Origin of the sequence: Microbacterium sp. UCD-TDU (assembly GCF_000340625.1) — a bacterium.
GTDB lineage: Bacteria > Actinomycetota > Actinomycetes > Actinomycetales > Microbacteriaceae > Microbacterium > Microbacterium maritypicum.
This window is the reverse complement of record NZ_KB454446.1, coordinates 1309778-1336646: the sequence shown is the minus strand read 5'-3', so window position 1 is coordinate 1336646 and position 26869 is coordinate 1309778. Positions and strand designations below refer to the sequence as shown.

Genomic DNA, 26869 nt, shown 5'->3' with positions numbered 1-26869 from the left:
GAACGGGCAGCACAGTGGCTGGGCGCGGTCGCTTGCGAAACTTGGAACCGTCCGTCAGCCCGGCGTACCCGACCACCGTCGTCGGCGATCGGAGAGGCCAGCCGGCGACGCCCTTCCGGCGTCAAAGGCGCGTTCACGTGAGTCACAAAGACCTCCGTGGACTCCGATGTGAGGGTGGTGGCCACATCGTCCCGGAGGTCTTCGCCCACCTCAGCAGCTTCAACCTGTCGGGGAAGAACAACTAGCGACCACCGCGACGTGGAACGACGAAGGGCGGATGCCGTAGCATCCGCCCTTGGTTTGATCCGTTCCGAGGATCAGTTCGACATGAAGCCGACGAGCAGTCCGCCCGTCACCTTCACCGCGAGGTTGTAGATTCCGGCCACCACGGCGCCGAGCACCGTGAAGACGATCAGGTTCAGGATGGCGACCACAGCCGCGAAGGCCATCACCTGGGGAAGACCGACGACCTCGGAGAGAACGAAGGTGTTGTCGGTGATGCCGAGCAGGAAGCTCTCCGCCGTCGTCATGATCCCCGTCGCCTGGAACACCAGGAAGATGAGGAAGAACGACACCATCGTGACGACCGCGAGGGCGACCGCTCCGAGGAACGAGAGCTTCACGGCCGACCAGAAGTCCACGTAGACCAGTCGGAGGCGTACCTGCTTGCCACTGGTCTTGCGGGTCGACTTCTTCGCCAGCTTGTCGGCCACTGTGCTCATGCGTCTGTATCCTCGGGGGTCTGTGTCGTCTCGGGGGCCTGGGGCTCGGCATCCTCCGCTTCCGCCTCGTCTTCGGCGAGGCCACGCTCGCCGTTACGGGCGATGGCGAGGATGCGGTCGGCCTCCGTCGTACGGGCGAACACCACTCCCATGGTGTCTCGACCCTTGGCGGGGACCTCGGCCACGGCAGAGCGTACCACCTTGCCGCTGGAGAGAACCACCAAGACCTCGTCGTCCTCGGAGACGATCAGACCACCCGCGAGAGTGCCCCGATCGTCGTTGAGCTTGGCGACCTTGATGCCCGTTCCGCCGCGTCCCTGCACGCGGTATTCCTCCACCGCGGTGCGCTTGGCGTACCCGCCGTCGGTGACGACGAAGACGAATTTACCGGGCGCTGCGACGGAAGCCGAGAGCAGGCAGTCCTCGTCGATCTTGAACTTCATGCCCCGGACACCGGCCGTGGCACGACCCATCGGACGCAGTGCCTCGTCGGTTGCCTCGAAGCGCACCGACATGCCGCGACGGCTGATGAGGAGGATGTCGTCCTCGGCATTCACCAGGAGTGCGCTGACGAGTTCGTCCTCCTCGTTCAGGCGGATCGCGATGACGCCGCCCTGGCGGTTGGTGTCGTACGCGTCGAGTCGCGTCTTCTTGACCAGACCCTCGCGCGTCGCCAGCACCAGGTAATCCGCCACCTGGTAGTCGCGGATGTCGAGCACCTGTGCGATGTTCTCGTCCGGCTGCAGGGCGAGCAGGTTCGCGACGTGCATGCCCTTCGCATCGCGCCCGGCTTCGGGCACCTCGTAGGTCTTCGCACGGTAGACGCGACCCTTGTCGGTGAAGAACAGCAGCCAGTGGTGCGTGGTCGTCACGAAGAAGTGCTCGACGATGTCGTTCGCGCGCAGCTGCGCACCCTTGACGCCCTTGCCGCCACGGTGCTGCGAGCGGTAGTTGTCGCTGCGCGTGCGCTTGATGTAGCCCTCGCGCGTGACGGTGACGACCATCTCTTCCTCGGCGATGAGGTCTTCCATCGAGACATCACCGTCGAAGCCGTGCAGGATGTGCGTGCGACGCTCGTCACCGAAGCGGTCGACGATGCCGGTCAGCTCTTCGCGGATGATCGTGCGCTGACGACCCTCGTCGGCCAGGATCGACTTGTAGTCGGTGATCTGGGCCTCGAGCTCGTTGGCCTGGTCGATGATCTTCTGACGCTCGAGAGCGGCGAGGCGGCGCAGCTGCATCTGCAGGATCGCGTCGGCCTGGATCTCGTCGATGTCGAGGAGCTTCTGCAGTCCCTCGTTCGCATCCGCGGTGGTCTGCGAACGACGGATCAGCGCGATGACCTCGTCGAGCGCGTCGAGCGCCTTGAGGTAACCACGCAGGATGTGCATGCGCTTCTCGGCCTCGCGCAGACGGAACTCCGTGCGGCGGACGATCACATCGATCTGGTGCGAGATCCAGTGCGTGATGAAGCCGTCGATCGCGAGGGTGCGCGGCACACCGTCGACGATCGCGAGCATGTTCGCGCCGAAGTTCTCCTGCAGCTGGGTGTGCTTGTACAGGTTGTTCAGCACGACCTTCGCGACGGCGTCGCGCTTGAGCACGACGACCAGGCGCTGTCCCGTGCGGTCGGAGGACTCGTCACGGATGTCGGCGATTCCGGTGATCTTGCCGTCGCGGGCGAGGTCGCCGATTTTCACCGCCACGTTGTCGGGGTTCACCTGGTACGGCAGCTCGGTGATGACCAGGCAGGTACGACCCTGGATCTCTTCCACGTTGACGACCGCGCGCATCGTGATCGAGCCGCGACCGGTGCGGTACGCCTCGTGGATGCCCTTGTTCCCGAGAATCTGCGCGCCGGTCGGGAAGTCCGGTCCGGGAACACGCTGGATCAGACCTTCGAGCAGCTCCTCACGGGAGATGCCGGGGTTGTCGAGGGCCCAGAGGGCGGCGTCGGCCACTTCGCGCAGGTTGTGAGGCGGGATGTTGGTGGCCATGCCGACCGCGATGCCGACCGAGCCGTTGACGAGCAGGTTCGGGAACCGGGCCGGCAGGACCGTCGGCTCCTGCGTCTGGCCGTCGTAGTTGTCGGTGAAGTCGACGGTGTCTTCTTCGATGTCGCGCACCATCTCGAGCGCGAGCGGGGCCATCTTGGTCTCGGTGTACCGCGGGGCCGCGGCACCCATGTTGCCGGGCGAGCCGAAGTTGCCCTGGCCGAGGGCAAGCGGATACCGCAGCGACCACGGCTGCACCAGTCGGACGAGGGCATCGTAGATCGCCGAGTCGCCGTGCGGGTGGTACTGGCCCATGACCTCGCCCACCACACGGGCGCACTTCGAGAACGACTTGTCGGGGCGGAACCCGCCGTCGTACATGCCGTAGATCACACGGCGGTGCACAGGCTTGAGCCCATCGCGCACATCGGGGAGCGCGCGCCCCACGATGACGGCCATCGCGTAGTCGAGGTAGCTGCGCTGCATCTCCGACTGCAGGTCGACCTGATCGATCTTGCCGTGATCGTGTTCCGGTTCGGTGCGTTCTTCGTCAGTCATGAATCAATCTCTCTGTCACACATCTGGTCTGACCCCGTGGGCATCAGATGTCGAGGAAGCGGACGTCCTTGGCGTTGCGCTGGATGAAGCTGCGTCGGGACTCGACGTCCTCGCCCATCAGCACGCTGAAGATCTCGTCGGCCGCGGCGGCGTCCTCGATGGTGATCTGCTGCAGGGTGCGCGTGGTGTGATCCATCGTCGTCTCCCACAGCTCCTTCGGGTTCATCTCACCGAGACCCTTGTAGCGCTGGATGCCGGCATCCTTCGGGATGCGCTTGCCGTTCTCGATGCCGTGCTTGAGCAGGGCGTCGCGCTCGGCGTCGCTGAACACGTACTCGTGCGCGGAGTTCGACCACTTCAGCCGGTACAGCGGCGGCATCGCGAGGTACACGAAACCGGCCTCGATGAGTCCGCGCATGTAGCGGAAGAGCAGCGTGAGCAGCAGCGTGGTGATGTGCTGGCCGTCGACGTCGGCATCGGCCATCAGCACGATCTTGTGATACCGCGCCTTCTCGATGTCGAACTCTTCACCGATGCCCGTGCCGAAGGCCTGGATCATCGCCTGGACTTCCTTGTTACCCAGGGCCTTGTCCAGACGCGCGCGCTCGACGTTGAGGATCTTCCCTCGCAGCGCCAGGATCGCCTGCGTGTGCGGGTCGCGACCCTGCACCGCGGAACCACCGGCCGAGTCACCCTCCACCAGGAAGATCTCGCTGATCGACGGGTCCTTGCTCGTGCAGTCCTTGAGCTTGTCGGGCATCGCCGCCGACTCGAACACGCTCTTGCGACGGGCGGTCTCTCGCGCCTTCCGCGCGGCGAGACGGGCGGTCGCGGCATCGATCGCCTTGCGGATGACGTTCTTCGCCTGGTTCGGGTTGCGCTCGAACCAGTCGCCGAGCTGATCGCCGACGACCTTCTGCACGAACGCCTTGGCTTCGGTGTTGCCGAGCTTGGTCTTCGTCTGGCCCTCGAACTGCGGTTCCCCGAGCTTGATCGAGATGACCGCCGTCAGTCCCTCACGCACGTCGTCGCCGGAGAGGTTGTCGTCCTTCTCCTTGAGGAGGTTGTTCGCGCGGGCGTACTTGTTGACCAGGGTGGTCAGTGCCGCGCGGAAGCCCTCTTCGTGGGTTCCACCCTCGTGGGTGTTGATCGTGTTGGCGTAGGTGAACACGTTCTCGGTGTAGGACGTGGTCCACTGCATCGCGACCTCGAGCGAGATCTTGCGCTCGGTGTCTTCGGACTCGAAGGCGATGATCTCGTCGTTGACGACCTCGGCGTGGCGCACCTTGTTCAGGTACTCGACGTAGTCGACCAGGCCGCGCTCGTAGAAGAACACGTCTCCCGGCTGCTTGGTGACGGTCGAGCCGTCTTCCTCGATCTCGTAGGCGGAAGACTCGCGCTCATCACGCAGCTCGATGCGGAGGCCCTTGTTGAGGAACGCCATCTGCTGGAACCGCGTGCGCAGGGTGTCGTAGTCGAACTCGATGGTCTCGGTGAAGATCGAGGCGTCCGGCCAGAACGTGATGCTCGTTCCGGTCTCGTCCGTCGCCTCGCCCTTCTCGAGCTTCTGCTGCGGGATGCCGCCATCGGCGAAGCTGTGCCGCCAGACGAATCCCTTCTGCTTCACCTCGACGTCGAAGCGCGTCGACAGCGCGTTCACCACGGAGGATCCGACGCCGTGCAGACCACCGGAGACGGCGTAGGCGCCGCCACCGAACTTTCCGCCGGCGTGCAGGATCGTGAGCACGACCTCGACCGTCGACTTGTTCGGGTCGGAGGAGTGCGGATCGACCGGGATGCCGCGACCGTTGTCGACGACGCGCACACCGCCATCGGCGAGCATCGTGACGAAGATCGTGTCGGCGTAGCCGGCCAGAGCCTCATCGACCGAGTTGTCGACGATCTCGTAGACCAGGTGGTGGAGTCCTCGGGGCCCGGTGGACCCGATGTACATACCGGGGCGCTTGCGCACAGCCTCGAGGCCTTCGAGGATCTGGATCGAATCCGCACCGTACTCACCAGGCTGCTTCGCCTTGGGTGCAATGGTGCCCTCGGTTGCGGGGGTTCCCCCGGTGTTCGATTCCGTCTCGTCAGCAGGGGATTCAGGCGTCATCAGAGGGCATTCTCCACATCGATATCACGAACTCCCATTCTAGCGGAGTTTCGTCGGGAAATGCCGCTCAACGGCCGTGTGTGGGCCTGTGAGCGTTTCGACCCCCTTGCGTGGTGCCCTACCCGTAGGTATCGCGCGGGCCCCGTCCTGGAACGGCTCTGGGACCCCATTTCCACGAGGGAACGTCCGGTCCGATGAAGCGAAGATTCTCGACCCCCGCGTCGGGATACCGTCGGCCGATCTCTGTGAGAATCGTGGCCCGCATGAACTGCAGGTTCTTCGCCCACGCGGTCGAGTCGCACTTCACGGTGAGCAGGCCGCGCTCCAGGGAGACGGGTTCGGAGTGCTTCGCCGTGTCGGCCCCGGCGAGATCGGCCCACTGACGGACGAGATCCTCCCGAGCGAGGGTGATCTGCCAGCCGGAGTCACGGCTCAGCTTGTCGAGCACCGCGCCGAGAGCACCGGGATCGCGCCCAGGAGTGAAGGGAGCGTTGTCATCGTCGTTGGCGATGCGCCGCTTGCGCTTCCAGCTCTTGGAGCTCGGCTGCAGGCCGCGAAGGCGCAGGTACGTGCCGATCGTCTCGGGAACCTCGGCCGCGGGAGTCGAAGCTGCGGGAGTCGAAGCCGCGTCAGTCATCTGCCGCCTCCCGTTCGTCGCTGATCGTTCCGGCGCTGATGCGCACCACGTGGGCATGCAGCACCTCGGGGATATCCTCCTCCACCGCCGCCGTCACCACCACCTGCTCGTAGCCGGCCGTGAGGGCCGCGAGTCGCTGACGCCGATCGGCGTCGAGCTCGGCGAAGACGTCGTCGAGGATGAGCACCGGGTCGCCGGCGGGGGATTCGCTGCGCAGCAGCTCGGCCGAGGCCAGCCGGAGGGCGAGGGCGACCGACCAGGACTCGCCGTGAGAGGCATACCCCTTCACGGGGAGATCGCGAACACGCAGAACCAGGTCGTCCCGGTGCGGCCCGGTGAGGGTCAGTCCGCGATCGAGCTCGTTCGACCGCTTCGCTGCGAGCGACGCGCGGAAGAGATCGGCGATACGGTGCGGATCGCTGAGTCGCTCGATGGCCGATGCGCCGTCGACGCCTTCGCCACCGTCTTCTCCCTCTTCGGGGTCGCCGCCGCCGACGGAGAGCGCCCACTCCAGTTCCGGACGATGATCGGCACCGGCGATCGCCTCGTAAGCGTCGGCGACCGGCTGCTGCAGATCCGCTGCCAGACGCTGACGTGCCGTGATGATCTCGGACCCGAGCGAGACGAGCTTGTCGTCCCACACGTCCAGCGTGCTCAACCCTTCGCCGCGGACACCGCGAGCTCGGGCGGACTTCAGCAGCGCATTGCGCTGTTTGAGCACACGGTCGTAGTCGGCGAGGACGGCCGCGAGCCTCGGAGTGCGCTGGATGAGGAGCTGATCGGTGAAGCGGCGGCGGGCCGAGGGGTCGCCGCGCACGATCTGCAGATCTTCCGGAGCGAACAGCACCACATGTGCGTAGCGGGGGAGTTCGTTCGGCTTCGAGGGCGACCCGTTGATGCGAGCCTTGTTCGATCCCTGCCTGTTCACCTGGACCTCGGCGAGCACGCGACGCTCGCCGTGCGAGAGTCGCGCGCGGATCACCGCGAACTCCTGCCCGTCACGGACCATCGGCGCATCCGAGGAGACACGGTGCGATCCGAGCGTCGCGAGGAACACGATGGCCTCGGCGAGATTCGTCTTTCCCTGACCGTTGCGCCCGACGAGGACGTTCGGTCCGCGATGCAGGGTGAGTTCGGCGGTCGCGTAATTGCGGAAATCGACCAGACTCAGGTGCTCCACAATCACGGAGTCAGCCTACCTTCGGGGTCTGACACAGGAGCATCGTCACCCGCCACAGACCCGTTGATCGGTTGGAGGACGGATCCGGGAACGTTTCGGGCAGGGAGGTAGCGGAGAGGATCAGCGCAGGAGCAGGTTGGGCTGAAGCAGGTACTTGAACGAGTCGAGGCCGGCCTGGTCCACGGAGGTCTGACTCGTGATCAGCACCGGGCTGAGCTTGTTGGCGTTGTCGCTCGAGGTGAACGTCACGCGGACGAACTCGCTCTTCACGGCGCCGAGGGCCTCGATGAGGTACTGCGGGTTCAGGCCGAGCGTGACCTCGTCGCCACCGGAGAGGATCGCATCGACGGACTCGGAGGCGCGTGCGTGGTCTCCTCCCGAGGCGTCCATGGTGACGCTGTCGCTGGAGAACGTGAAACGCAGCGGGGCAGCGCGATCCAGAANGGCGTTGTCGCTCGAGGTGAACGTCACGCGGACGAACTCGCTCTTCACGGCGCCGAGGGCCTCGATGAGGTACTGCGGGTTCAGGCCGAGCGTGACCTCGTCGCCACCGGAGAGGATCGCATCGACGGACTCGGAGGCGCGTGCGTGGTCTCCTCCCGAGGCGTCCATGGTGACGCTGTCGCTGGAGAACGTGAAACGCAGCGGGGCAGCGCGATCCAGAACGAGCGAAACGCGGCGGACAGCCTCGACCAGGTCGGCCGTGTTGACGACGGCGTAGTGATCCGTCTGCTCCGGGAAGAGTCGGCGGACGGGCGGGAAATTGCCCTTGATCAGGAGAGAAGTGACGGTCTTGTTTCCGGCGGTGAAGGCGATGATCTCTCGGTCGCCTGCTCCGGAGAAAGCCACCTGGATCGTACCGGCGTGACCGAAGGTCTTACCCACTTCGAGGAGCGTGCGCGCAGGAACCAGTGCGGTGGCCTCGACGGCTTCGCCGTCCCACGGCACATCCCGTAGCGAGACGCGGTAGCGGTCGGTCGCGACGAGGCTCAGGTTGTGTCCGGAGACTTCGAGCTGCACACCGGTGAGCACGGGGGTCACGTCGTCACGCGACGCGGCGAATCCGACCTGGGAGATCGCGGTGCCGAAGTCGTCGGCAGGAACGACACCGGAAGAACCCGTCACCTCGGGGATCGACGGGTATTCCTCGACCGGCATGGCAGCGAGCGTGAAGCGTGCGGAGCCGCAGGTGACGGCGATGCCGCCGTCTTCCTCGACCGCGATCTCGATCGGAGCGTTCGGGAGGCGGCTGGCGATGTCGGAGAGCAGCCGGCCGTGGACGAGGATCGTGCCGGGTGTCTCCACCGTGGCTTCGATCGTCGTCCGTGCGGATGCCTCGTAGTCGAACGCGGAGAGCGTCAGACCGGAACCATCGGCTTCGATCAGGACTCCGGCCAGGATCGGCTGGGGGTTGCGCTGCGGCAGAAGCTTGACGACGAACGAGACAGCCTCGCTGAAGACATCGCGGTTGACCTGAAACCTCACGGGTGCTCCCTTGTCGTCGAACTGTGACGCGTTGTCGTCTGCCCTGCCGGTGCAGGGCTTCCCATGCTAGCCCCACACTCCGGCGGATCCCTACGCCGAGGTTCTTGTCGTTCGTCCGCCGGTTCTCCCCACCGTCTGGTGATCGGATCGCGCCTTGAATGACTTAACTCCTTAACGGTGTTAACAGCTGTGGATATTGTGGATAACTCGGTGGATAGCAAGAGCGAGTAGGGAACTACACAGTTGTCAGTTGTGGAAACCCTGAGGAATCCGCGGGTTGAGGGCTTGTGGCCCGAGAAGCGTCCTCCCAGAGTTATCCACAGGTTTGGGTGATCAACCCACATTCGTCCCGACCGAATCCACGTTCATCCACAAGTTATCCACATGTGCATAGAGGCATCTATCCGAGGATCAGAACCCCTGTCCGTGTCACAAAAATGGGGAGGACAGCACCCGATCAGGTGCTGTCCTCCCCATTTCTCGGAGACGCGGCGTGTCAGCGTCGGCCGAGCTGCGTGGTGATCTCTGTGACCTGGTTGTAGATGGAGCGGCGCTCCTTCATGAGCTCGCTGATCTTCTTGTAGGCGTACATGACCGTCGTGTGATCGCGGTTGCCGAAGAGCTGCCCGATCTTGGGCAGGGAGAGGCTGGTGCGCTCACGGCACAGGTACATCGCGATCTGTCGGGCGGTGGCGATCTGCTGCGAACGGCTGGAGCCGTACAGGTCGTCGACGGTGAGCTTGAAGTACTGCGCGGTGGCCGTGATGATGTCGGTCGGCGAGATGATGTTGTCCTCGGCCGTGTCGATGATGTCTCGGAGCACGGTCTGCGCGAGGGAGATGTCGAGCGCGGAGCGGTTCAGGCTGGCGAATGCCGACACACGGATGAGTGCGCCCTCGAGCTCGCGGATGTTCGACGACACCACGGTCGCGATGTACTCGAGGACCTCGTCGGGGATGTGGAGCGCCTCGCTCTGGGCCTTCTTCCGAAGGATCGCGATACGCGTCTCGAGATCGGGCGCCTGCACATCGGTGATGAGCCCCCACTCGAAGCGGCTGCGCATCCGGTCTTCGAACCCGGTCAGGTGCTTCGGGGCGACATCGCTGGTGATGACGACCTGCTTGTTGTGGTCGTGCAGCGTGTTGAACGTGTGGAAGAAGGCCTCTTGGGTCTCGGCTCGTCCCTGGAGGAACTGGATGTCGTCGATCAGGAGGATGTCGACGTCGCGGTATCGCGCCTGGAACGCGGCACCTCGGTTGTTCGCGATCGAGTTGATGAAGTCGTTCGTGAACTCCTCGCTCGAGACGTACCGCACCTTCACTCCTGCATAGAGGGACTGTGCATAGTCGCCGATCGCGTGGAGGAGGTGCGTCTTGCCGAGGCCCGAGTCGCCGTAGATGAACAGAGGGTTGTACGCCTTGGCCGGCGCTTCGGCGACAGCGACCGCCGCGGCATGAGCGAAGCGGTTGGACTGGCCGATGACGAAGTTGTCGAAGGTGTACTTCGGGTTCAGGCGGGACTCATGGCGAAGCTGCGTCGGCTGCTCCATCGGGGACTCGACGCGCACCTGCTCGTGCCGGCCGAAGTCGCCGACGGCGATCGGTGCCGTCTGCTGCTCGGCCAGCTCGTGATTCACGACGACGCGGTAGGAGGTGACCTCTTCACCGATGTGGGAGAGGGCCTCCATGATCGGCAGGCGCAGTCGCTTGTTGATCTGCGCGGCGGTGAGGTCGTTCGGCACCTCGAGGTAGAGGGTGGCGGACATGACCCCGGCCGGGACGGCCAAGCTCAGGAAGCCCTGCAGTTGCGGGGTGACTCGATCGTCGTCGACCAGAAGCTCCTGCACCGTGGTCCAGATGGGGACGTCGGGCTGGGCAGGTGATGACATGACGCTCCGGACGAGTGATCGAGGCGGGGTCGACGTGCCGTGCCCCCTGTGGATAACTTAGGATGCCACGGTAGTCATCCCGGCTGTGAACGGCAACCTGCCCTTGAAAATACGCGCGCGTGTTGCACCTGCCGGGCGTGGTCCGGTTGTGGATAATGGCTGTGCGGTTCGTACCGGGAGACCACCACGTGAGCGCGCAGATTTGCTCTGTGCGTCGGTAAGACGTACCCTTACTTGGTTGACTTATGCCATTTTTGGCAGTACCCCATGTCTCCGGTCGCAGTGAACCCGGTGGCAGCATTCCCGGAGTGATTCCATGAGCAAGCGCACCTTCCAGCCCAACAACCGTCGTCGCGCCAAGAAGCACGGCTTCCGTGCCCGCATGCGTACGCGTGCAGGCCGCGGCATCCTCGCTGCCCGCCGCGCGAAGGGCCGCACCGAGCTCTCTGCGTAGTCTGCTGTGCTCGCCCGCCCGTATCGGCTGACCCGCGGGAGCGACTATCGTCTGGTCGTTCGTCGTGGTTCCCGTTGTGGCGGGGCGCGCGTCATCACCTCGATGTTGACGACGGGCGAAAGCAGAGCCGCGAGGTTCGGATTCATCATCAGCAAGCAGGTGGGCACCGCTGTGGTGCGCAACACCGTGCGTCGTCGGCTCAAGGCCGTGTGCGCGGAGGCGCTCCCGCGAGTTCCCGAGGGCACGGATGTCGTCATCCGTGCCCTTCCTGCGTCTGCCACGGCATCGTTCGCCGAGCTTCGAGCCGATGTCGATCGCTGTCTGAGCAGGTTGACGCCGGCATCCGACGCGGTGTCGGCATGACCGCCCTTCCGGCTTCGTCGGTCGGGACTGCGCATCTTCGCTCGCAGGACCTGGTGCGCAGCATCCCCGTGATCCCCCGCAATCTGGTCCTGGGATTTCTGACCGCGTATCGCAAGGTGATCTCCCCGATGTATGGAGATGTCTGTGCGTACTACCCCAGCTGTTCCGCCTACGCTGTAGGTGCGGTGCAGCAGCACGGCGCAGTGAAGGGAGCGGCGCTCTCGGCATGGCGCATCCTCCGCTGCAACCCCTGGACCACCGGCGGCGTCGATGACGTCCGTCCGCACGACCACTTCCGTTACGACCTGACCGCACACGGTTTCGTCGTCCCTTCCCGAAAGGACTGATCGGTGGGTCTTGACCTTCTGTTCGCCAGCGCGACTCCCAGCCCCGAACCCGCGGGGGGTGGGTTCGATCTGATCGGCACCATCCTGTGGCCGCTCAAGTGGGTCGTCGAGCTCATCCTCGTCGCCTGGCACTGGCTTCTCACCGCTGTCGGTCTCCCCGCGGCGTCCGGCATCACCTGGGTGCTGTCGATCGTCGGACTCGTGATCGTCGTCCGTGCCGCCCTGATCCCGCTCTTCGTGAAGCAGATCAAGAGCCAGCGAAAGATGATGGAAATCGCTCCTGAGCTGCGAAAAGTTCAGGAAAAGTACCGAGGCAAGAAGGATCAGCTGTCTCGCGAGGCCATGAGCCGCGAGACCATGGCGCTGTACAAGAAGCACGGCACGACGCCGATGTCGAGCTGCCTGCCCCTCCTGGTGCAGATGCCTATCTTCTTCTCGCTCTACAGCGTGCTCAGCGACGTCAGCAAGCATGCGAAGGACCAGATCGGCGGTGTCGGGCTGCTGAGCCCGGAGCTGACGAAGGAGTTCTACGACGCCAAGCTCTTCGGTGTCGCCTCTCTGCATGAGACCCTGGGTAACGCGGTCGACGCTCAGAACACCACGGCGATCATCATCCTCGTCACGCTCGTCGTGCTCATGATCGCGTCGCAGTTCTTCACGCAGCTGCAGATCATCTCGAAGAACCTGTCGCCGGAGGCCAAGACCGGCCAGGCGTATCAGATGCAGAAGATCATGCTCTACGTGCTGCCGCTGGGCTTCATCTTCTCGGGTGTGTTCTTCCCGCTCGGTGTCGTCGTGTACTGGTTCATCTCCAACCTGTGGACCATGGGCCAGCAGTTCCTCGTCATCCGGGAGATGCCGACGCCCGGTTCTGAAGCCGCCAAGGCTCGCGAAGAGCGTCTGGCCCGCAAGGGCAAGGCGATCGACTCCTCGGGCAAGGTCGTCCCGATGGCCGCCTACGAGGCAGAGCAGCAGCGTCTGCTCGAAGAGGCGGAGAAGGCGAAGGCAGAAGCACCGAAGCGCCAGCAGCCGGTGGGCAAGAAGCGCGCGAAGAAGAAGGGGAGCGGTTCATGAGCGAGACCATGACCGACAACGCCGAGCCCACCGTGGCTCAGCTCGAGAACGAAGGCGACGTCGCCGCGGACTACCTCGAGGAGCTCCTCGACATCGCCGACATCGACGGTGACCTCAACCTGGATGTTCGTCAGGGACGTGCCTATGTGTCAGTCGAGGCGGAAGGTGATGCACTGTCGGTGCTCTCCGCTCCGGAGACGGTGCAGGCGCTGCAGGAGCTGACGCGCCTCGCCGTGCAGAGCAAGACCGGCTCGTTCTCGCGACTGATCCTCGACATCGCCGGCTCTCGCGACACTCGTCGCCGTCAGCTGGAGACGCTGGTCGACGCTGCTGCAGCGAAGCTCGATGAGGGCTCGTCCCAGGCATCCCTGCCTTCGATGTCGAGCTACGAGCGCAAGCTGGTGCACGATATCGCGGCCGAACGTGGTCTGGTCTCCGAGTCCTACGGTGAGGGTGCTGACCGTCACACGGTTCTTCGCCGTCGTTGATGTTTCACGTGAAACATCTGTCGATCGGAGCCACGTATGAGTGAGCTGGAGCCTGAACCTTCTGTCGCCGCAGATCTCTTCGGAGACCGCATCGATGTGGCGCGATCGTTCACTGCGGCTCTCGCTCGCGAGGGTGAAGAGCGAGGACTCATCGGTCCGCTCGAGCTCCCTCGGCTCTGGACGCGGCACATCCTCAACAGTGTGATCGCTGCTCCTCTCTTCCGCGGGTCCGTCGCTGATATCGGTTCCGGCGCCGGACTTCCTGGCCTGGTGCTCGCGATCGCCCGCCCGGATGTGCAGTGGACGCTCGTCGAACCGATGGAGCGGCGGATCACCTGGCTCAACGAGCAGGTCGATGCTCTGGAACTCGCCAACGTCACTGTTCTTCGCTCTCGTGCGGAGGACGTACACCGCGGGGATGGCTTCGACGTCGTGACTGCTCGAGCCGTCAGCGCGCTGCGTACCCTGATCCCGCTGACTGCTCCTCTGGTACGAGACGGCGGCGAGCTCACGCTCCTCAAGGGGATGAACGCACCGAACGAGATCGATGCGGCTCAGAAGCAGATCAAGAAGTTCCGACTGTCAGACGTGAGGGTCGAAGTGCTCGGGGAGGGTGTCCTTCCCGAGACGACCCGGGTGGTGCGCGCCCGCGTACGCTAGCTACGTTGTGACGGGTAAGCGGGGTGTTTCACGTGAAACACCCCGCTTTCTGTGTCCGGGGGATGGGTACCACGGCATCACACGGCGTTGATGACAGGTGTCGACCTGACTTTCCTCGGACGCTGGATCCTTCGTCTAGCGTCATTCACCCGCGCCTGTGCGACCTCGCCCGGCGGAGTCGATCGTCATCGGTTCCAGATCAGGCACTCTTGTGGTCCAGGATCGCTTCGATGGCCTTGATGACAGGCAGGTTCGTTGGCGTTGCCTCATTCGGAGATCGATGGCGTTCCCATGTTCCACGTGAAACAAGGGGATCAGTGTGCTTCGCGTCGTGAGCCTGGGTGTAGAGGTGCATGACCGGTCGATCGAAGCGGGCGCGAGGCCGATGCCGTCGCCAGGGTGGGATTCCGTCAGGAGCGAGTGTCGACGGCATGCGTGTCTGAACAACTGGAGCCGGTGCAGCTCATAGCGCTGGCGCAGACGTTGCTGATGGGTTGCTGCTCCTCCAGACGCTGCTGCTGCGGGGGAGGTTGCTGGTCGGACGTACGCGGTTTGCCCGATTGGTGCGTCTTAGCGAGCTCTGTGATCGGAGGTCCTTGCGAGATGGGCGCCTGTCATGTTTGGTTTCACATGAAACGCTGACGTACCTGACGTACCTGACGTACCTGACGTACCTGACGTACCTGACGTACCTGACGTACCTGACGTACCAGACGTACCTGACGTACCTGCATGGTGTGCGGTGACGTCTGGCGTTACGTCAGGGACATCGATACTTCAGGGACTTCTGTGGCTGCAGACCCGCATGTACGGGGCTACCCCTGCTCACCACTGCGTTCGACCATCAAGGGATACATGTTTCACGTGAAACATACCCATCTGCTTACCGTCCCTCTGGCTGAGATCACCCCGTTCTACGCAAAGGCGTCGCATACAAGAGCGCGGAGGGCGGTGCAGGGGTGCCGGGAAGGTGGGGGAGGGGCGCCTGCCCTGTCCCCATGATCGTGCGGCGCCAGAGCCCCGGGCTCGCGCAGATCTCATGAGAGCTTGGCGGTCGAAGCGAGGTGGGCACCATTCAGAAATCATGTCGGTGGCCCTTAGAGATACCCTTGCGACGTATACCGCTACTCAACGCATGTTTCACGTGAAACGGCGTCGATGGCGCCAGGGGCGTCTCCACGTCTTCTCGCTGCGGTCAGTATCCCTTCGGTTGTCAGCCGGTTCGAAGCGCGCATCTCTCTACGAATGTGACGGTCCAAGCGGCAGGCGCGTATGCGCATCCGCGAGTGCAATCCAGGAGAGGGTGATGTGGGAAGGAAGGTCCAGCCCCGAAGCGGCCCACCGTACGAGTCACGCCGCGGGCAGTGCCATGAGTGGTCATGCGCGAATAGGTGTCCCACGAGTGGTTTGCTGCATGGGCGCCGTCTGCTTGCGAGGGCAGACGGCCGCGAATCGTCACTGTTTCACGTGAAACATCGAACGTCATGCCCGAAACGACCGTCCATCGAACGCGCGTTCCGGTGGCTTTCCGCACCCTGTCCGTCCAGGAGCGGGCCCACCGTGCGCCCCTCCGTCATCAAACGTCGCTCCCAGCGATTAGAGTGGAACGCGGCCCCGAAAGGAGTGGATGTTTCACGTGAAACAATCCGAGAAGACGTCATCGAACGGAACGTTCGGGATGGATACGCCGCTCGCGCGGGAACTCGCTGACCTCTCCGCCCGAAGGCGCGCACTCGAGGCCGCCACCGTGGAGTTCACCGGGGAAACCCGTGTGCTGACGGTGTCGAACCAGAAGGGCGGCGTGGGTAAGACAACCACCGCCGTGAACATCGCCTCCGCCCTGGCAGGAATGGGCGCGAAGGTCCTGGTCATCGATCTGGATCCGCAGGGCAACGCCTCCACCGCATTGGGTGTGCCGCACAGCGCCGAGGTCCCCAGCGTCTACGACGTATTGATCGATGAGTTCCCACTCGCGGACATCGTCCAGGAGAGCCCGGAGGACTCGAACCTCTTCTGTGCGCCGAGCACAATCCACCTCGCGGGTGCAGAGATCGAGCTGGTAGCGCAGGTTGCTCGAGAGCATCGCCTGCGTCGCGCCCTCGAGGTGTATCTCGCCGACCACCCGATGGACTTCGTCATCATCGACTGCCCTCCATCACTAGGGCTGCTCACGATCAACGCCTTCACGGCGGCGACGGAGGTCTTCATCCCCATCCAGTGCGAGTACTACGCACTCGAGGGACTGAGTCAGCTGCTAGGGAGCATCCAGATGATCCAGAAGCACCTGAACCCCGTCCTTCATCTCTCCACGATCCTGCTGACGATGTTCGACGGGCGTACACGCCTCGCGCAGCAGGTCGCGGAAGAGGTCCGCACACACTTCCCGGAACAGGTGCTGGAGACGGTCATCCCGCGCTCGGTCCGGGTATCGGAGGCCCCGAGCTTCGGGCAGACCGTGATCGCATACGACGGTCAATCCGCCGGCGCGATCGCCTATCGTGAGGCCGCCGTTGAGATCGCATCGCGCACAGCGACGCAGAGCAAGGAGAAATGATGGCGAAGCGCACTGGGCTGGGTCGGGGTATCGGCGCCCTCATCCCCACGGCTGATCAGTCGGAGCGTCCTGTCGACGTCTTCTTCCCTGGCGCGAGCCTGCGACAGGCGAATGCGGAGGCAGTACCCGAGGTCGAAGCCGATGCCGCCGAACTCGAGGTCGTCCCCGGCATCCACCTGATCCAGGTCGATCCGAACACGATCGTCGCCAACCCCCGTCAGCCGCGAACGCACTTCAACCCCGAAGATCTCGCTGAGCTCGTCCACAGCGTTCGTGAGTTCGGTGTGCTCCAGCCCGTCGTCGTCCGCAAGAACAGCGAGGGCCAGTACGAGCTCATCATGGGGGAGCGACGTACCCGTGCTGCTCGTGAGGCGGGGCTCGAGGTGATCCCCGCGATCGTTCGCGAGACCGCCGACGAGGATCTCCTCCGTGACGCGCTGTTGGAGAACCTCCACCGTTCTGAGCTGAACCCGTTGGAAGAGGCCTCGGCGTACCAGCAGCTCCTCGAGGACTTCGGAATCACTCAGGAGGAGCTGGCCACACGCATCGGTCGCTCGCGTCCGCAGATCAGCAACACGATCCGGCTCCTGAAGCTCCCTGTACCCGTGCAGCAGCGGGTCGCGGCCGGGGTGCTGACCGCGGGGCACGCGCGAGCCATCCTCAGTCTCGAGACTCCGGAGTCGATGCAGCGCCTCGCGGACAAGGTCGTGAACGAGGACCTCTCGGTGCGTGCCACCGAGGAGGCCGCCAAGTCGCAGCCCAACGCCGGCAAGTCCGTGAAGCCGACCCCCGGTGCGCGCCGGGCATACCTCGACGAGGTGGCCGGCAAGCTCGGAGATCGACTCAACACCCGAGTGAAGATCGCTCTTGGTGCACGGAAAGGCCAGGTCACGATCGATTTCGCTTCCATTCAGGATCTCAATCGCATCCTGGAGGAGATCGGAGAGAGCGGTTACGGCTCGTCGAAGTGAGGCCCCGGCGACGGCAGCGCTAGCCTAGACTCGCGTCATCGTGACGACGAGGGGGATGTCATGTCGAGTACAGCCGGTCCAGTAGCCATCAAGCGCCGTGTGATCGCGGTGAGCATCGCGGCCGCGTTGGGTGGTTTCCTCTTCGGATTCGATACGGCCGTGATCAACGGTGCCGTGGATGCCCTCGCCGGTGACGTCTCCGGGTTCGATCTCGGCACCGCCCTGAAGGGCTTCGCCGTCTCCTCCGCTCTCATCGGCTGTGCGGTGGGTGCCTGGTTCGCAGGACCGGTCTCCAACAAATACGGTCGCATTCCGGTGATGGTCGTCGCAGCGGCGATGTTCTTCATCTCCGCTATCGGCTCTGGTCTCGCCTTCAGCGTCGTCGACCTCATCATCTGGCGAGTGGTCGGTGGACTCGGTGTCGGCGCGGCCTCGGTCATCGCGCCGGCATACATCGCTGAAGTGTCGCCGGCGGCCGTGCGGGGTCGCCTCGGATCCCTGCAGCAGCTCGCCATCGTGACCGGTATCTTCGCTGCGCTGCTCTCAGACGCGCTGCTCGCCGGTCTCGCCGGTGCCGCGGATCAGCCGTTGTGGGGTCTCACGGCCTGGCGGTGGATGTTCATGGTCGCGGCCATCCCCGCGTTGGTCTACGGACTGATGTCTCTTCGGCTCCCGGAGTCTCCGCGGTACCTGGTGCGCAAGGGAGAACTGAAAAGGGCCGCTGAGGTTCTCGAGACCGTCACCGGTACCGTCGACGTCCAGGGGAAGATCGACGAGATCACCGGAACCATCGACACCGAACGCTCCGAGTCTCTGCGCGACCTGCGCGGCAACCGTCTGGGACTGAAGCCGATCGTCTGGATCGGCATCCTGCTGTCGGTCTTCCAGCAGTTCGTGGGCATCAACGTCATCTTCTACTACTCGACCACGCTCTGGCAGTCGGTGGGCTTCGACGAGTCCAGCGCATTGCTCACCTCCGTGATCACCTCCGTCACGAACATCGTCGTGACGATCGTGGCCATCCTTCTCGTCGACAAGATCGGTCGACGGATCATGCTGCTGGTGGGCTCGGTGGGGATGACCGTGACCCTCGGCCTCATGGCTGTGGCTTTCTCGTTCGGCACACTGGACGCGCAAGGGACGGCGACTCTCCCCGACCCCTGGGCCACTATCGCGCTGGTCTGCGCGAACGGATTCGTCGTGTTCTTCGGCGCGAGCTGGGGCCCTCTCGTGTGGGTTCTGCTCGGCGAGATCTTCCCGAACTCGATCAGAGCCGGCGCCCTCGCGGTGGCTGCTGCGGCGCAGTGGGTCGCGAACTTCTTCATCTCCACGACGTTCCCGGCCTTCGCGGAGATCGGACTCACCTTCGCCTACGGCTTCTACGCGTTCTTCGCGCTTCTGTCGTTCTTCTTCGTCTTCTTCAAGGTGCCCGAGACCAAGGGGAAAGAGCTCGAGGACATGACGGAGAACATGAAGGTTCAGCGCCGGAGGGGTCCCCAGCCGACGTAGGCTTGAAGCATGACCGAGTCCGTACAGCGTCGCGCCAGCCTGGAAGTGCTGCGGGCCGAAGCGGCCGACGAACTCGCCGTCCTCATCCAGGAGCGCCTGCTCGGAGGCGAGGATCCGTGGGAGTTCATGGAGGAGCTCCCGAGCGTCGACGAGCTCGTCGTCTACCTTCTTCGCGCCGACAACATCAATGCGAACGACGGCGTGCGTCCCAATGCGGCCCGACACTATCGAGTGCTGAGGCAGATCGCGCTGGAGTACCCGGAGCTGACCTCCGCCGTCTGGGGCCTGTTGGATGAGAAGCAGCGCCACCGCCGATGGGATCCGTCCGTCGCCGACGCCTCCTGACGTGGGGGCCGTCCTCGTTCCGTACGATCCGGCCTGGCCGGACGCCTTCCGGAGGGTTGCGGCAGAACTGCGGACGCAGGGGAACCCGAACTGGATCGTCGAGCACATCGGTTCGACCAGCATCCCCGGGATGAGTGCCAAGCCGATCATCGATGTCGCCGTGCGGATCGCCGACGAGGAGGACCTCGACCGGCATCTACCCGGCCTTGAGACCGTCGGGTGGACGCTCGGGAGCGGAGTGCGAAGCCACCGGGTGATGATCTTCGAGGAGGATGGCGTGCGCACTCGAATCGCCCACTTCTTCGAGGCGTCAGGGTGGGATGAGGTGAACCAGAGGATCCTTCGGGACTGGCTGCTGCAGAACCCGGAAGATGCCGAGCTCTACGAACGCGCGAAGCACGCTGCTGTCGATGCCTTGCGCACGGGGGAGGAGTCGTACAACGCGGGCAAGACCGCAGTGATCCAGCTCCTCGTCGATCGAGCCCGTGCTGCTCGTGGACTGTCACCAGTCCCGGTGTACGACAAAGACTGACGGAGAGGCGCATCGCGCACGACACGGGGCACGGAGACGAAGAAAGGGCCGCACCTCCCCGGGGGAGCTACGGCCCTTTCGAATCGCAGGATCAGCCGATGAAAGCGGCGAGGTCCTTCTCGAGAGCGAACTTGGGCTTGGCGCCGATGATGGTCGTCTTGACCTCACCACCGTGGAACACCTTCATCGCCGGGATCGACGTGATCTGGTACTTCATCGCCAGCTCGGGGTTCTCGTCGACGTTGAGCTTGAGGATCGTGATCTTGTCGGGGTTGTCGGCCTGGATCTCGTCCAGAACCGGCGCGACCATGCGACACGGACCGCACCACTCGGCCCAGAAGTCCACCAGCACGGGACCTTCGGCCTGCAGAACGTCCTGCTCCCAGGTCGCCTGGCTCGTAGCCTTTGCACTCATCAGAGTTCTCCTTGATTCGAGGTTCGCCTGCTACAACAGCCGACGAGGGAAAAGTGTTCCCGGCCTTATGCCCTGGCGGTGAGGATCTCGGCGGCCTCGGCGGCCGGGACCTCCACGGACGCGTCCTCAAGGTCTGCGAGGAAGTGCTCCGCATCGAGCGCGGCGACCGTGCCGCTGCCGGCAGCCGTGATGGCCTGACGGTAGGTGGGATCGATGACGTCACCCGCAGCGAAGACACCCGGGACCGAGGTCTTCGACGAGCGTCCGTCGACCCAGATGGTGCCCTCGGGCGTCAGCTCGAGCTTGTCGTGCACGAGGTGCGTGCGCGGGTCGTTGCCGATCGCGATGAAGAGCCCGTCGAGCGGGAGGTCGCGGAGCGTTCCGTCGACCGTGGAGCGCAACTGCACACCCGTCACGGAGTCGCCACCGAGGACCTCGGCGACCTCGCTGTTCCACACGAACTCGATCTTCTCGTTCGCGAAGGCGCGCTCCTGCATGATCTTCGAGGCCCGCAGGGTGTCCTTGCGGTGGATGACGTAGACCTTCTCGGCGAAGCGCGTGAGGAACGTGGCCTCTTCCATCGCGGAGTCGCCGCCACCGACGACGGCGATCGTCTTCTCGCGGAAGAAGAAGCCGTCGCACGTGGCGCACCAGGAGACGCCGTAGCCGGAGAGGCGCTCCTCACCGTCGATGTTGAGCTTGCGGTAGGCCGAGCCCGTCGCGTAGATCAGCGACTGGGTCTCGTGCTCCGCACCGCTGCCGAGGATGACCTTCTTGACGGGGCCGTCGAGCTGCAGCTCGGTGACGTCGTCGTAGACGACCTCGGTGCCGAACTTCTCGGCCTGCTCCTGGAACTTGGCCATGAGCTCCGGTCCCTGGATGCCCTCGGGGAAGCCCGGGTAGTTCTCCACCTCAGTGGTGTTCATCAGCTCGCCGCCGACCTCGACCGAGCTCGCGATGAGCAGCGGCTTGAGGTTCGCCCTGGCGGCGTAGATGGCAGCCGTGAATCCGGCGGGGCCGGAGCCGATGATGATGACCTGACGCATGTGCTCTCCGTCTTAGAAACTGCAGTCGAATGACCTTCGAGTGCTTCAACCCATGGTAACCGCGAGGCATTCCCCGCACACTGTGTGCCGCCGGGCTGGGAGAAGGCTCTGGGCGCCGATCAGCGACCGGGGAGGAAGCGGCGGACCAGCGCGCGGCCGGCCGTGAGCTCGGGGGCACGCATGATGGCGAGGATCGCGATGTAGACGATCACGACGGCGAGGCCGACCATCGCGGTCGCGAGGGTGGCGGGGATGACGCCGGAGGTAGCCCAACCCGTGGTGCCGCCGAGAAGCTGGAACGTTCCCCAGCCGGCGGATCCGGCCGGGATTGCGGCGATCGTGAAGCGACCGATGGCCGTGATCCAGGAGCCGACGTGCAGGCCGCCGATCTTCTTGTGTAGCAGCCAGGTGGCGACGATCGTCTGCAGGATGCTCGCGATCGACTGGCCGAGGGCGATCGCCGCGGCGAGAGAGGTGAGGGGGATGATCCCCGCTTCGCGCAGACCGAGCGCGGCCAGGGCTGTGACGACGATGAGGACGCACTGGAAGATCGTGAACCAGAACGGGGTCCGCGTGTCGTCGTAGGCGTAGAAGGTGCGCTGCACGATGAAGAGGATCGTGAGAGGAATGAGCCCGACGAGGTAGGCGAGCAGCACCATCGCGGCCGCTTGGGCGTCTTCGGCGGACTCGGTGAACACTCGCGACGCCGGGATGGCCGCGGCGGCGACGGCCGCGGTGGCCGCGACGATGAAGAACAGCAGCGTGCGGATGCTCTGCGCGATGTCGGCGCGGACGTCGTCATCGCGACCGGCAGCCGCGTGCGCGCTGATCTGGGTGAAGTAGGGGGTTCCGATAGAGAGCACGATGACGGAATACGGGAGCATGAAGATCAGCCACGCGTTCGCGGTCACGGTGGCGGAGGCGCCGAGACCGGCGACCTCGCTGACGATGTAGCCCTGGAGAACTCCGGCAGACAGGCTCGCGAAAGCCATGAGGAAGGTCCAGCCGGCCAGGCGGCCGACATTGCCGAGACCGACACCGCGCCAACGGAAGTCGGGCTTGAGAGCAAGGCCCGTGCGACGCCAGAAGATGAGCAGGACGACGGCCTGCAGCGCGATGCCCAGCGTGGCCGTGCCACCGAGCAGCGTGATCATCTCGGGCGTCCAGTCGGTGGCCTTCGTGGAGACGGGACCGAACAGTGCGCCGAGCGCGAGGAAGCCGACGATCGAGACGATGTTGTTGACGACGGGCGCCCAGGTGAAGGGACCGAAGATCTTCCGCGCGTTGAGGGCTTCGCCCAGCATCGCGTAGAGACCGTAGAGGAGGATCTGAGGCAGGCACCAGTAGGCGAGTGCCGTGGCGAGGGCGAGGGTGGCCTCGGTCGCTCTACCGGCGACCAGATGTACCAGCCACGGTGCCGCCGCCGTCGCGACTCCCGTCACCACGACAAGGACGACGGTGCCGAGGGTGAACAGCTTCGAGATGAAGGCATTGCCGCCGTCGGCATCCGCCGTCGCCTTGACGATCTGGGGGACGATGACCGCCGTGAGGATTCCGACGGAGATCAGGGAGAAGACGCTGTTGGGCAGCTGGTTCGCGTAGGTGAACGCATCAGCCGCCTGCGACCCGAGTGAGCCGATGACTCCGACGAGCACGATGCTGCGCAGCAGACCGGTCAGGCGGGAGACGAGGGTACCCGCGCCGATGATGGCGCTGGCGCGGCCGAGGCTACTCATTCTTGTCTTCGGTCGCGGTGGCATCGGGTCGTGATTCCACGGCTACCTCTTCGAGTGATTCGATCTGCGCCTCGACGGCGGCCTCTTCGGCTGCTTCGTGGCGCTTGCGGCGCACGGTGCGGATCACGCCGAGCGCGATCAGGACGACGGCGAGCCCTCCGAAGACGATCAGGCCGATGGTCTCCCACTCGGCACGGACGGCGACCCGGATCTCCTCCTGGCCTTGGATCTGTACGCCGGTGGGGCTGTACAGGCTGAGCCGCAGGTCGACCTCGCCACTGCCGACGCGTGCCGACACGGGAACCTTGACCCGCTTGGTGGAGTTGGCCTCGACCACCGTCTCCGTCATCGGTGTGACCTCGAGACGCGGGTCGGTCGGCGAGACGAAGAGCTGCACCGTCACGGGCCACGGAAGGTCGTTGCGCACGGCGATGGGCAGGTCGGCGTTGGCGGTCAACAGCTGGATGGTGCTGGAGGGCGGCGTGCTCACGGCGCTCAACGTCTGCGTCGTGCGTTTCTGGTGCTTCTCGACGTTCTTGGCGAAGGCGTTCGCCGGTGTCCCGACGGCCAGGGTGCGCAGGATGCGGATGCGCTCGGGGCTCAGCAGGACCTGCGGATCACTGAGCATCGATGAGAAGGCGGTGAGTGCTGCTTCGTCGGCGAGGAGATCCGTCACCGCCGTTGCCCGTGCCGGGTCGGCTTGGGCTGTGACGGAGGCGGGGATCGCCGGAGTCGCACGCAGCGCCGACAGCTCGAAACCGATCGAGTCGGCGGAGGAGATCGCATCGCGCAGCGCATCGGCGTCACGGTTCTCATCACGGTCGAGACCGATCAGCAGCGGAGCGCCGGCCACGCGATCCGCTGCCAGCATGAGCAGCGCGGATGCCTCGGCGAGCAGACGCTGGCGATCCACCTGATCGGACTCGGCGGCAACCTTCGACAGGGACTCGGATAGAGCGGTATCCGTGACGAGCAGGTCGTTTCCGCCGGCAGTGGCGTGCGCCGCGCTCTGTCCGCCGACGGCGGTGGAGGAGACGATCGTGGTCGTGCCCTCACCGAGATACCGCGTGAAGGAGGCCAGATCATCCTCGCTGAGCTCGTCGGCTGGCCACAGGATCTGCGCGAGCGCGCCGTCGATCGCGGTGAGCTCCTCGTCGTCGGGCAGCTGCGGAGTCCCGGTCGGGCCGGGTGTCGGCTCGGGTGTCGTGGGCGGGGTGCCGGTCGGCGCAGGCGTGGCAGGGGTCTGCGAGAAGTTCGCCGCATTGAGGAACGGGGCCAGCGTCGTCGGCTGCAGGAGTTCGGGCAGGCCTGCCTGCGCCTGGGCCGCGGCATCAGCATCGCCGAACTGCAACGCGAACCGTGCGTTGGGCAGGGCATCGAGGCGACGCAGCCAGTCCTGGGCGCTCTCGGGTGCCGCGGAACCGAGAGCGCGGATGGCCGCGACGATGGCGGGATCGATCGCAAGGACCGCGGTGGTGCCCGCCACACCGTCGAGCTGAGCGGTGAGAGCGCCCTCGGGTCCGGTGAGGGCAGCGAGCTCGTCCGAACTGAGCAGGGCACCGCCCTCGGGCGTCGCCGTGATGGGGACGAGCACCCCGACCTGAGCGGTCTGAGAATCGGCGACGACCAGCACACTGGTGGCGGTGGTCGCCGATTCGTCGTCGTCGGTGTTCTGCATCTTTGCGCCGGTGAGCTCCGCCCGCAGCGGGTAGACGCCCGGAGCGAGGGCCCCGAGGGTCTCGGCGGGCACGAAGACCGTGGTCATGGCCGATTCTCCGGCATCGAGGGCGGCCGTCGTGTCGGAGCCGATGGTGTCGAACTCGCCCGGGGCCGTGCCATCGTCGAGCCAGTTCGTGACAGCGGCCTCATCGGTCAGCGGCGTCCTGCTGAGCTCCACCTGCACCTGACCGGCGGAGAGCTTCGACTCGGTGTCGTTCTGCACCGTGAGCATCGCCGTGGTCGCCGAACCGGGGGCGACGAGGCCGCGCAGGCCCGCGGAGATGTGGAAGCCCACCCGTGCATCGTCGTTCGCACCCGATGCCCCGGCTGCACTGGCCGCGCTCGGCACGACGACCGCGCAGGCGCCCAGCACGATCGCGAGAACAGCGGTCCTGCTTGCGAGCCTTCGAAGGCGCGCACGGAGGCCGTGCTCGGGGGTGATCGCGGTCATGGAGGTCTTCCTCGAACGCCCGGAGACGGGCTGATCGTGAGTACTGACCTCCCGATTCTAGGAGGCGCAGGGAAAGAGAACCCTGAAGACGCGTAGAGTGACGGCCGTGTCCGACACCCCCGCACCGCTCCCAGACCCCCTTCGCTGCGCCGCGCTCGCTGCCGATCTCGACGCCGCCGACCTCCGTTCCGAGCCGCTTCGTCGTCTGTGGGGCGAGGAAGCGGACGACGCTCTCGCGCGCGGCATGCACGAGCCGATCCTGCGCGCCATCGCCGGCGACTCCGGCGTGCTGGCGACGCTCGGGCGGTTGCTCGTGCTCGGGAAGCCGCAGCCGCGGGCGGCCGTCGCCGCCGCGTTGCCGCACCTCGGGGTGGACGGGCTCGTGGCTCTCGGACTGGGCACGTCCGACGCCGAAACGGTGACCCCGACCGCGCTGCTGCGCCCGCAGTCGTTCGTCGATGCGGATGGTGTCGGGGAGTGGTGGATCGCCAGCGACCTCGACGAGGTGGCGCTCGATGGCCCTCTTCCTGCCGACCATGTGCTCGGGGTCGGGGGAGCATCGCGCACGCTCGCCGAGACGATCGTTCCCATCCAGGTCGATCGGGCTCTCGATCTGGGCACCGGCTGCGGTATCCAGGCGCTCCTCGTCGCCCGTCGCGCCGGCACGGTGATCGCGACCGACATCTCGGAGCGCGCCCTGGCCTTCGCGGAACTCAACGCCCGCCTCAACGGGGTGGTCAACATCGAGTTCCGGTACGGCAGCATGTTCGAGCCTGTCGCGGGTGAGGCCTTCGACCTGATCGTCTCCAACCCGCCGTTCGTCATCACGCCGCGGGTGGAGGGGGTCCCGGCGTACGAGTACCGCGACGGCGGGCTGGTGGGCGATGCGTTGGTCGAGCAGTTCGTGCGGAGCGCGCCTGCGTACCTCACGCAGAACGGCATCGCGCAGCTGCTCGGCAACTGGGAGTCCAGGTCCGGCATCACCGGCCTCGCCCGTCTCGAGGCCTGGGTGCCGAGCGAGCTCGACCTCTGGGTGATCGAACGCGAGGAGCTGACCCCGCTCGGCTATGCCGAGCTGTGGATCCGTGACGGGGGGACGACGCCGCGTGACCCGGCCTTCACGCCACTGCTGACCGCCTGGCTCGACGACTTCTCCGCCCGGGGCGTGACCTCGATCGGCTTCGGTTACGTGCTGATGCGCCGCGGGGCGCCGGAGCATCCACTTCGACGCACGGAGAGGATCGCACAGCAGGTCTCGAACGTCGGGACCGCTCTGGGCACGGGCCTTGCCGCCCACGACGTGCTCGCCGAGGGCATTCCTTCGACCCTGGTGACGGCTGCGGACGTGACCGAGGCGCGCCACCTGCTGCCGGGCAACGACGACCCGAGCGTCATCGAGCTGCGACAGGGCGGCGGTTTCGCCCGCACGGTGAACGTCGATCCCGCGCTCGCCGGGTTCGTCGGCGCCTGCGACGGCGAACTCACCGTCGTGCAGATCGCTTCGGCGCTGGCCGACCTCTTCGAGGTGCCGTTGCCGGATCTGTGGGCCGAGCTCGAGCCCCGCATCCGCTCCCTGGTGCTCGACGGCATTCTGGTGCCGGGGGAATAGTCCCCAGATCTATGCGTTG

The 26869-nt window shown here is 65.3% G+C and carries 23 protein-coding genes and 2 pseudogenes; 13 read left to right on the top strand and 12 right to left on the bottom strand.

The annotated features are described in order from the left end of the window. Positions 1–23 precede the first annotated feature (23 nt). The 8 genes and pseudogenes from D514_RS38730 to dnaA form a co-directional block, all read right to left on the bottom strand. Positions 24–146: pseudogene (locus D514_RS38730) on the bottom strand (IS481 family transposase); the annotation flags it as partial. Between the two features lie 171 nt (positions 147–317). Then, positions 318–722, bottom strand: a complete 405-nt coding sequence (locus tag D514_RS29305) for a DUF3566 domain-containing protein (RefSeq protein ID WP_017829919.1) — start codon at positions 720–722, stop codon at positions 318–320. Next, positions 719–3274 carry a DNA gyrase subunit A gene (gene gyrA / locus D514_RS29300; RefSeq protein WP_017829918.1) on the bottom strand — a complete coding sequence of 852 codons (2556 nt, stop codon included), beginning with the start codon at positions 3272–3274 and terminating at the stop codon, positions 719–721. Before gyrA ends, D514_RS29305 begins: the two co-directional genes overlap by 4 nt. A gap of 43 nt (positions 3275–3317) precedes the next feature. Further along, positions 3318–5387: a DNA topoisomerase (ATP-hydrolyzing) subunit B gene (gene gyrB / locus D514_RS29295; RefSeq protein WP_017829917.1), complete on the bottom strand. Its 2070-nt coding sequence runs from the start codon at positions 5385–5387 to the stop codon at positions 3318–3320. A gap of 118 nt (positions 5388–5505) precedes the next feature. Further along, positions 5506–6024 (bottom strand): DUF721 domain-containing protein, encoded by a 519-nt coding sequence (locus D514_RS29290; protein WP_017829916.1) that lies wholly within the window; start codon positions 6022–6024, stop codon positions 5506–5508. Next, the gene (recF, locus tag D514_RS29285) at positions 6017–7210 is read right to left on the bottom strand and encodes a DNA replication/repair protein RecF (protein WP_031205848.1); all 1194 of its coding nucleotides are present in this window, start codon (positions 7208–7210) and stop codon (positions 6017–6019) included. The genes D514_RS29290 and recF overlap by 8 nt, the downstream gene beginning before the upstream one ends. A 114-nt stretch (positions 7211–7324) precedes the next feature. Continuing rightward, complete coding sequence (gene dnaN / locus D514_RS29280; protein WP_017829914.1) at positions 7325–8689, bottom strand: DNA polymerase III subunit beta; 1365 nt, start codon at positions 8687–8689, stop codon at positions 7325–7327. A gap of 496 nt (positions 8690–9185) precedes the next feature. After that, positions 9186–10577 (bottom strand): chromosomal replication initiator protein DnaA, encoded by a 1392-nt coding sequence (gene dnaA, locus D514_RS29275; protein ID WP_017829913.1) that lies wholly within the window; start codon positions 10575–10577, stop codon positions 9186–9188. A gap of 316 nt (positions 10578–10893) precedes the next feature. Between dnaA and rpmH the strand changes: the two genes are divergently transcribed. The 12 genes and pseudogenes from rpmH (at position 10894) to D514_RS29215 (ending at position 19874) form a co-directional block, all read left to right on the top strand. Then, entirely contained in the window at positions 10894–11031 is a 138-nt protein-coding gene (gene rpmH / locus D514_RS29270; protein WP_013584598.1) for a 50S ribosomal protein L34, read from the top strand. Positions 11032–11037: 6 nt separating this feature from the next. Next, positions 11038–11394 (top strand): ribonuclease P protein component, encoded by a 357-nt coding sequence (gene rnpA / locus D514_RS29265; protein WP_031205843.1) that lies wholly within the window; start codon positions 11038–11040, stop codon positions 11392–11394. Continuing rightward, positions 11391–11741, top strand: coding sequence for a membrane protein insertion efficiency factor YidD (gene yidD, locus D514_RS29260; protein WP_017829911.1), 351 nt, complete (start codon positions 11391–11393; stop codon positions 11739–11741). Before rnpA ends, yidD begins: the two co-directional genes overlap by 4 nt. Before the next feature lie 3 nt (positions 11742–11744). Then, positions 11745–12815, top strand: coding sequence for a membrane protein insertase YidC (yidC, locus tag D514_RS29255; RefSeq protein WP_017829910.1), 1071 nt, complete (start codon positions 11745–11747; stop codon positions 12813–12815). Continuing rightward, complete coding sequence (locus D514_RS29250; protein ID WP_017829909.1) at positions 12812–13303, top strand: R3H domain-containing nucleic acid-binding protein; 492 nt, start codon at positions 12812–12814, stop codon at positions 13301–13303. Before yidC ends, D514_RS29250 begins: the two co-directional genes overlap by 4 nt. Then, a pseudogene (gene rsmG, locus D514_RS29245) lies at positions 13269–13963 on the top strand (16S rRNA (guanine(527)-N(7))-methyltransferase RsmG). The gene D514_RS29250 and the pseudogene rsmG overlap by 35 nt, the downstream one beginning before the upstream one ends. Before the next feature lie 620 nt (positions 13964–14583). Next, the gene (locus D514_RS39410) at positions 14584–14709 is read left to right on the top strand and encodes a hypothetical protein (protein WP_269078430.1); all 126 of its coding nucleotides are present in this window, start codon (positions 14584–14586) and stop codon (positions 14707–14709) included. Positions 14710–15641: 932 nt separating this feature from the next. After that, positions 15642–16517 carry a ParA family protein gene (locus D514_RS29235; protein ID WP_236610933.1) on the top strand — a complete coding sequence of 292 codons (876 nt, stop codon included), beginning with the start codon at positions 15642–15644 and terminating at the stop codon, positions 16515–16517. Next, positions 16517–17488, top strand: a complete 972-nt coding sequence (locus D514_RS29230) for a ParB/RepB/Spo0J family partition protein (protein WP_017829905.1) — start codon at positions 16517–16519, stop codon at positions 17486–17488. The genes D514_RS29235 and D514_RS29230 overlap by 1 nt, the downstream gene beginning before the upstream one ends. A 60-nt stretch (positions 17489–17548) precedes the next feature. Further along, positions 17549–18997, top strand: coding sequence for a sugar porter family MFS transporter (locus D514_RS29225; protein ID WP_201764749.1), 1449 nt, complete (start codon positions 17549–17551; stop codon positions 18995–18997). 9 nt (positions 18998–19006) lie between these two features. Further along, a complete protein-coding gene (locus D514_RS29220; RefSeq protein ID WP_017829903.1) occupies positions 19007–19342 on the top strand; it encodes a hypothetical protein in 336 nt (111 codons plus the stop codon). Then, a complete protein-coding gene (locus D514_RS29215; RefSeq protein ID WP_081603880.1) occupies positions 19290–19874 on the top strand; it encodes a GrpB family protein in 585 nt (194 codons plus the stop codon). Before D514_RS29220 ends, D514_RS29215 begins: the two co-directional genes overlap by 53 nt. 91 nt (positions 19875–19965) lie before the next feature. On the opposite strand, the gene trxA is transcribed toward D514_RS29215, so the two are convergent. The 4 genes from trxA to D514_RS29195 form a co-directional block, all read right to left on the bottom strand. After that, entirely contained in the window at positions 19966–20289 is a 324-nt protein-coding gene (gene trxA, locus D514_RS29210; RefSeq protein WP_017829901.1) for a thioredoxin, read from the bottom strand. Between the two features lie 65 nt (positions 20290–20354). Next, positions 20355–21335, bottom strand: a complete 981-nt coding sequence (gene trxB, locus D514_RS29205) for a thioredoxin-disulfide reductase (protein WP_017829900.1) — start codon at positions 21333–21335, stop codon at positions 20355–20357. Between the two features lie 119 nt (positions 21336–21454). Continuing rightward, positions 21455–23071: a murein biosynthesis integral membrane protein MurJ gene (gene murJ / locus D514_RS29200; protein WP_017829899.1), complete on the bottom strand. Its 1617-nt coding sequence runs from the start codon at positions 23069–23071 to the stop codon at positions 21455–21457. Then, positions 23064–25241 carry a DUF6049 family protein gene (locus D514_RS29195; protein ID WP_017829898.1) on the bottom strand — a complete coding sequence of 726 codons (2178 nt, stop codon included), beginning with the start codon at positions 25239–25241 and terminating at the stop codon, positions 23064–23066. The genes murJ and D514_RS29195 overlap by 8 nt, the downstream gene beginning before the upstream one ends. Positions 25242–25347: 106 nt before the next feature. Between D514_RS29195 and D514_RS29190 the strand changes: the two genes are divergently transcribed. Then, a complete protein-coding gene (locus tag D514_RS29190) occupies positions 25348–26850 on the top strand; it encodes a methyltransferase (protein ID WP_036323289.1) in 1503 nt (500 codons plus the stop codon). The last annotated feature ends 19 nt before the right edge of the window (positions 26851–26869 follow it).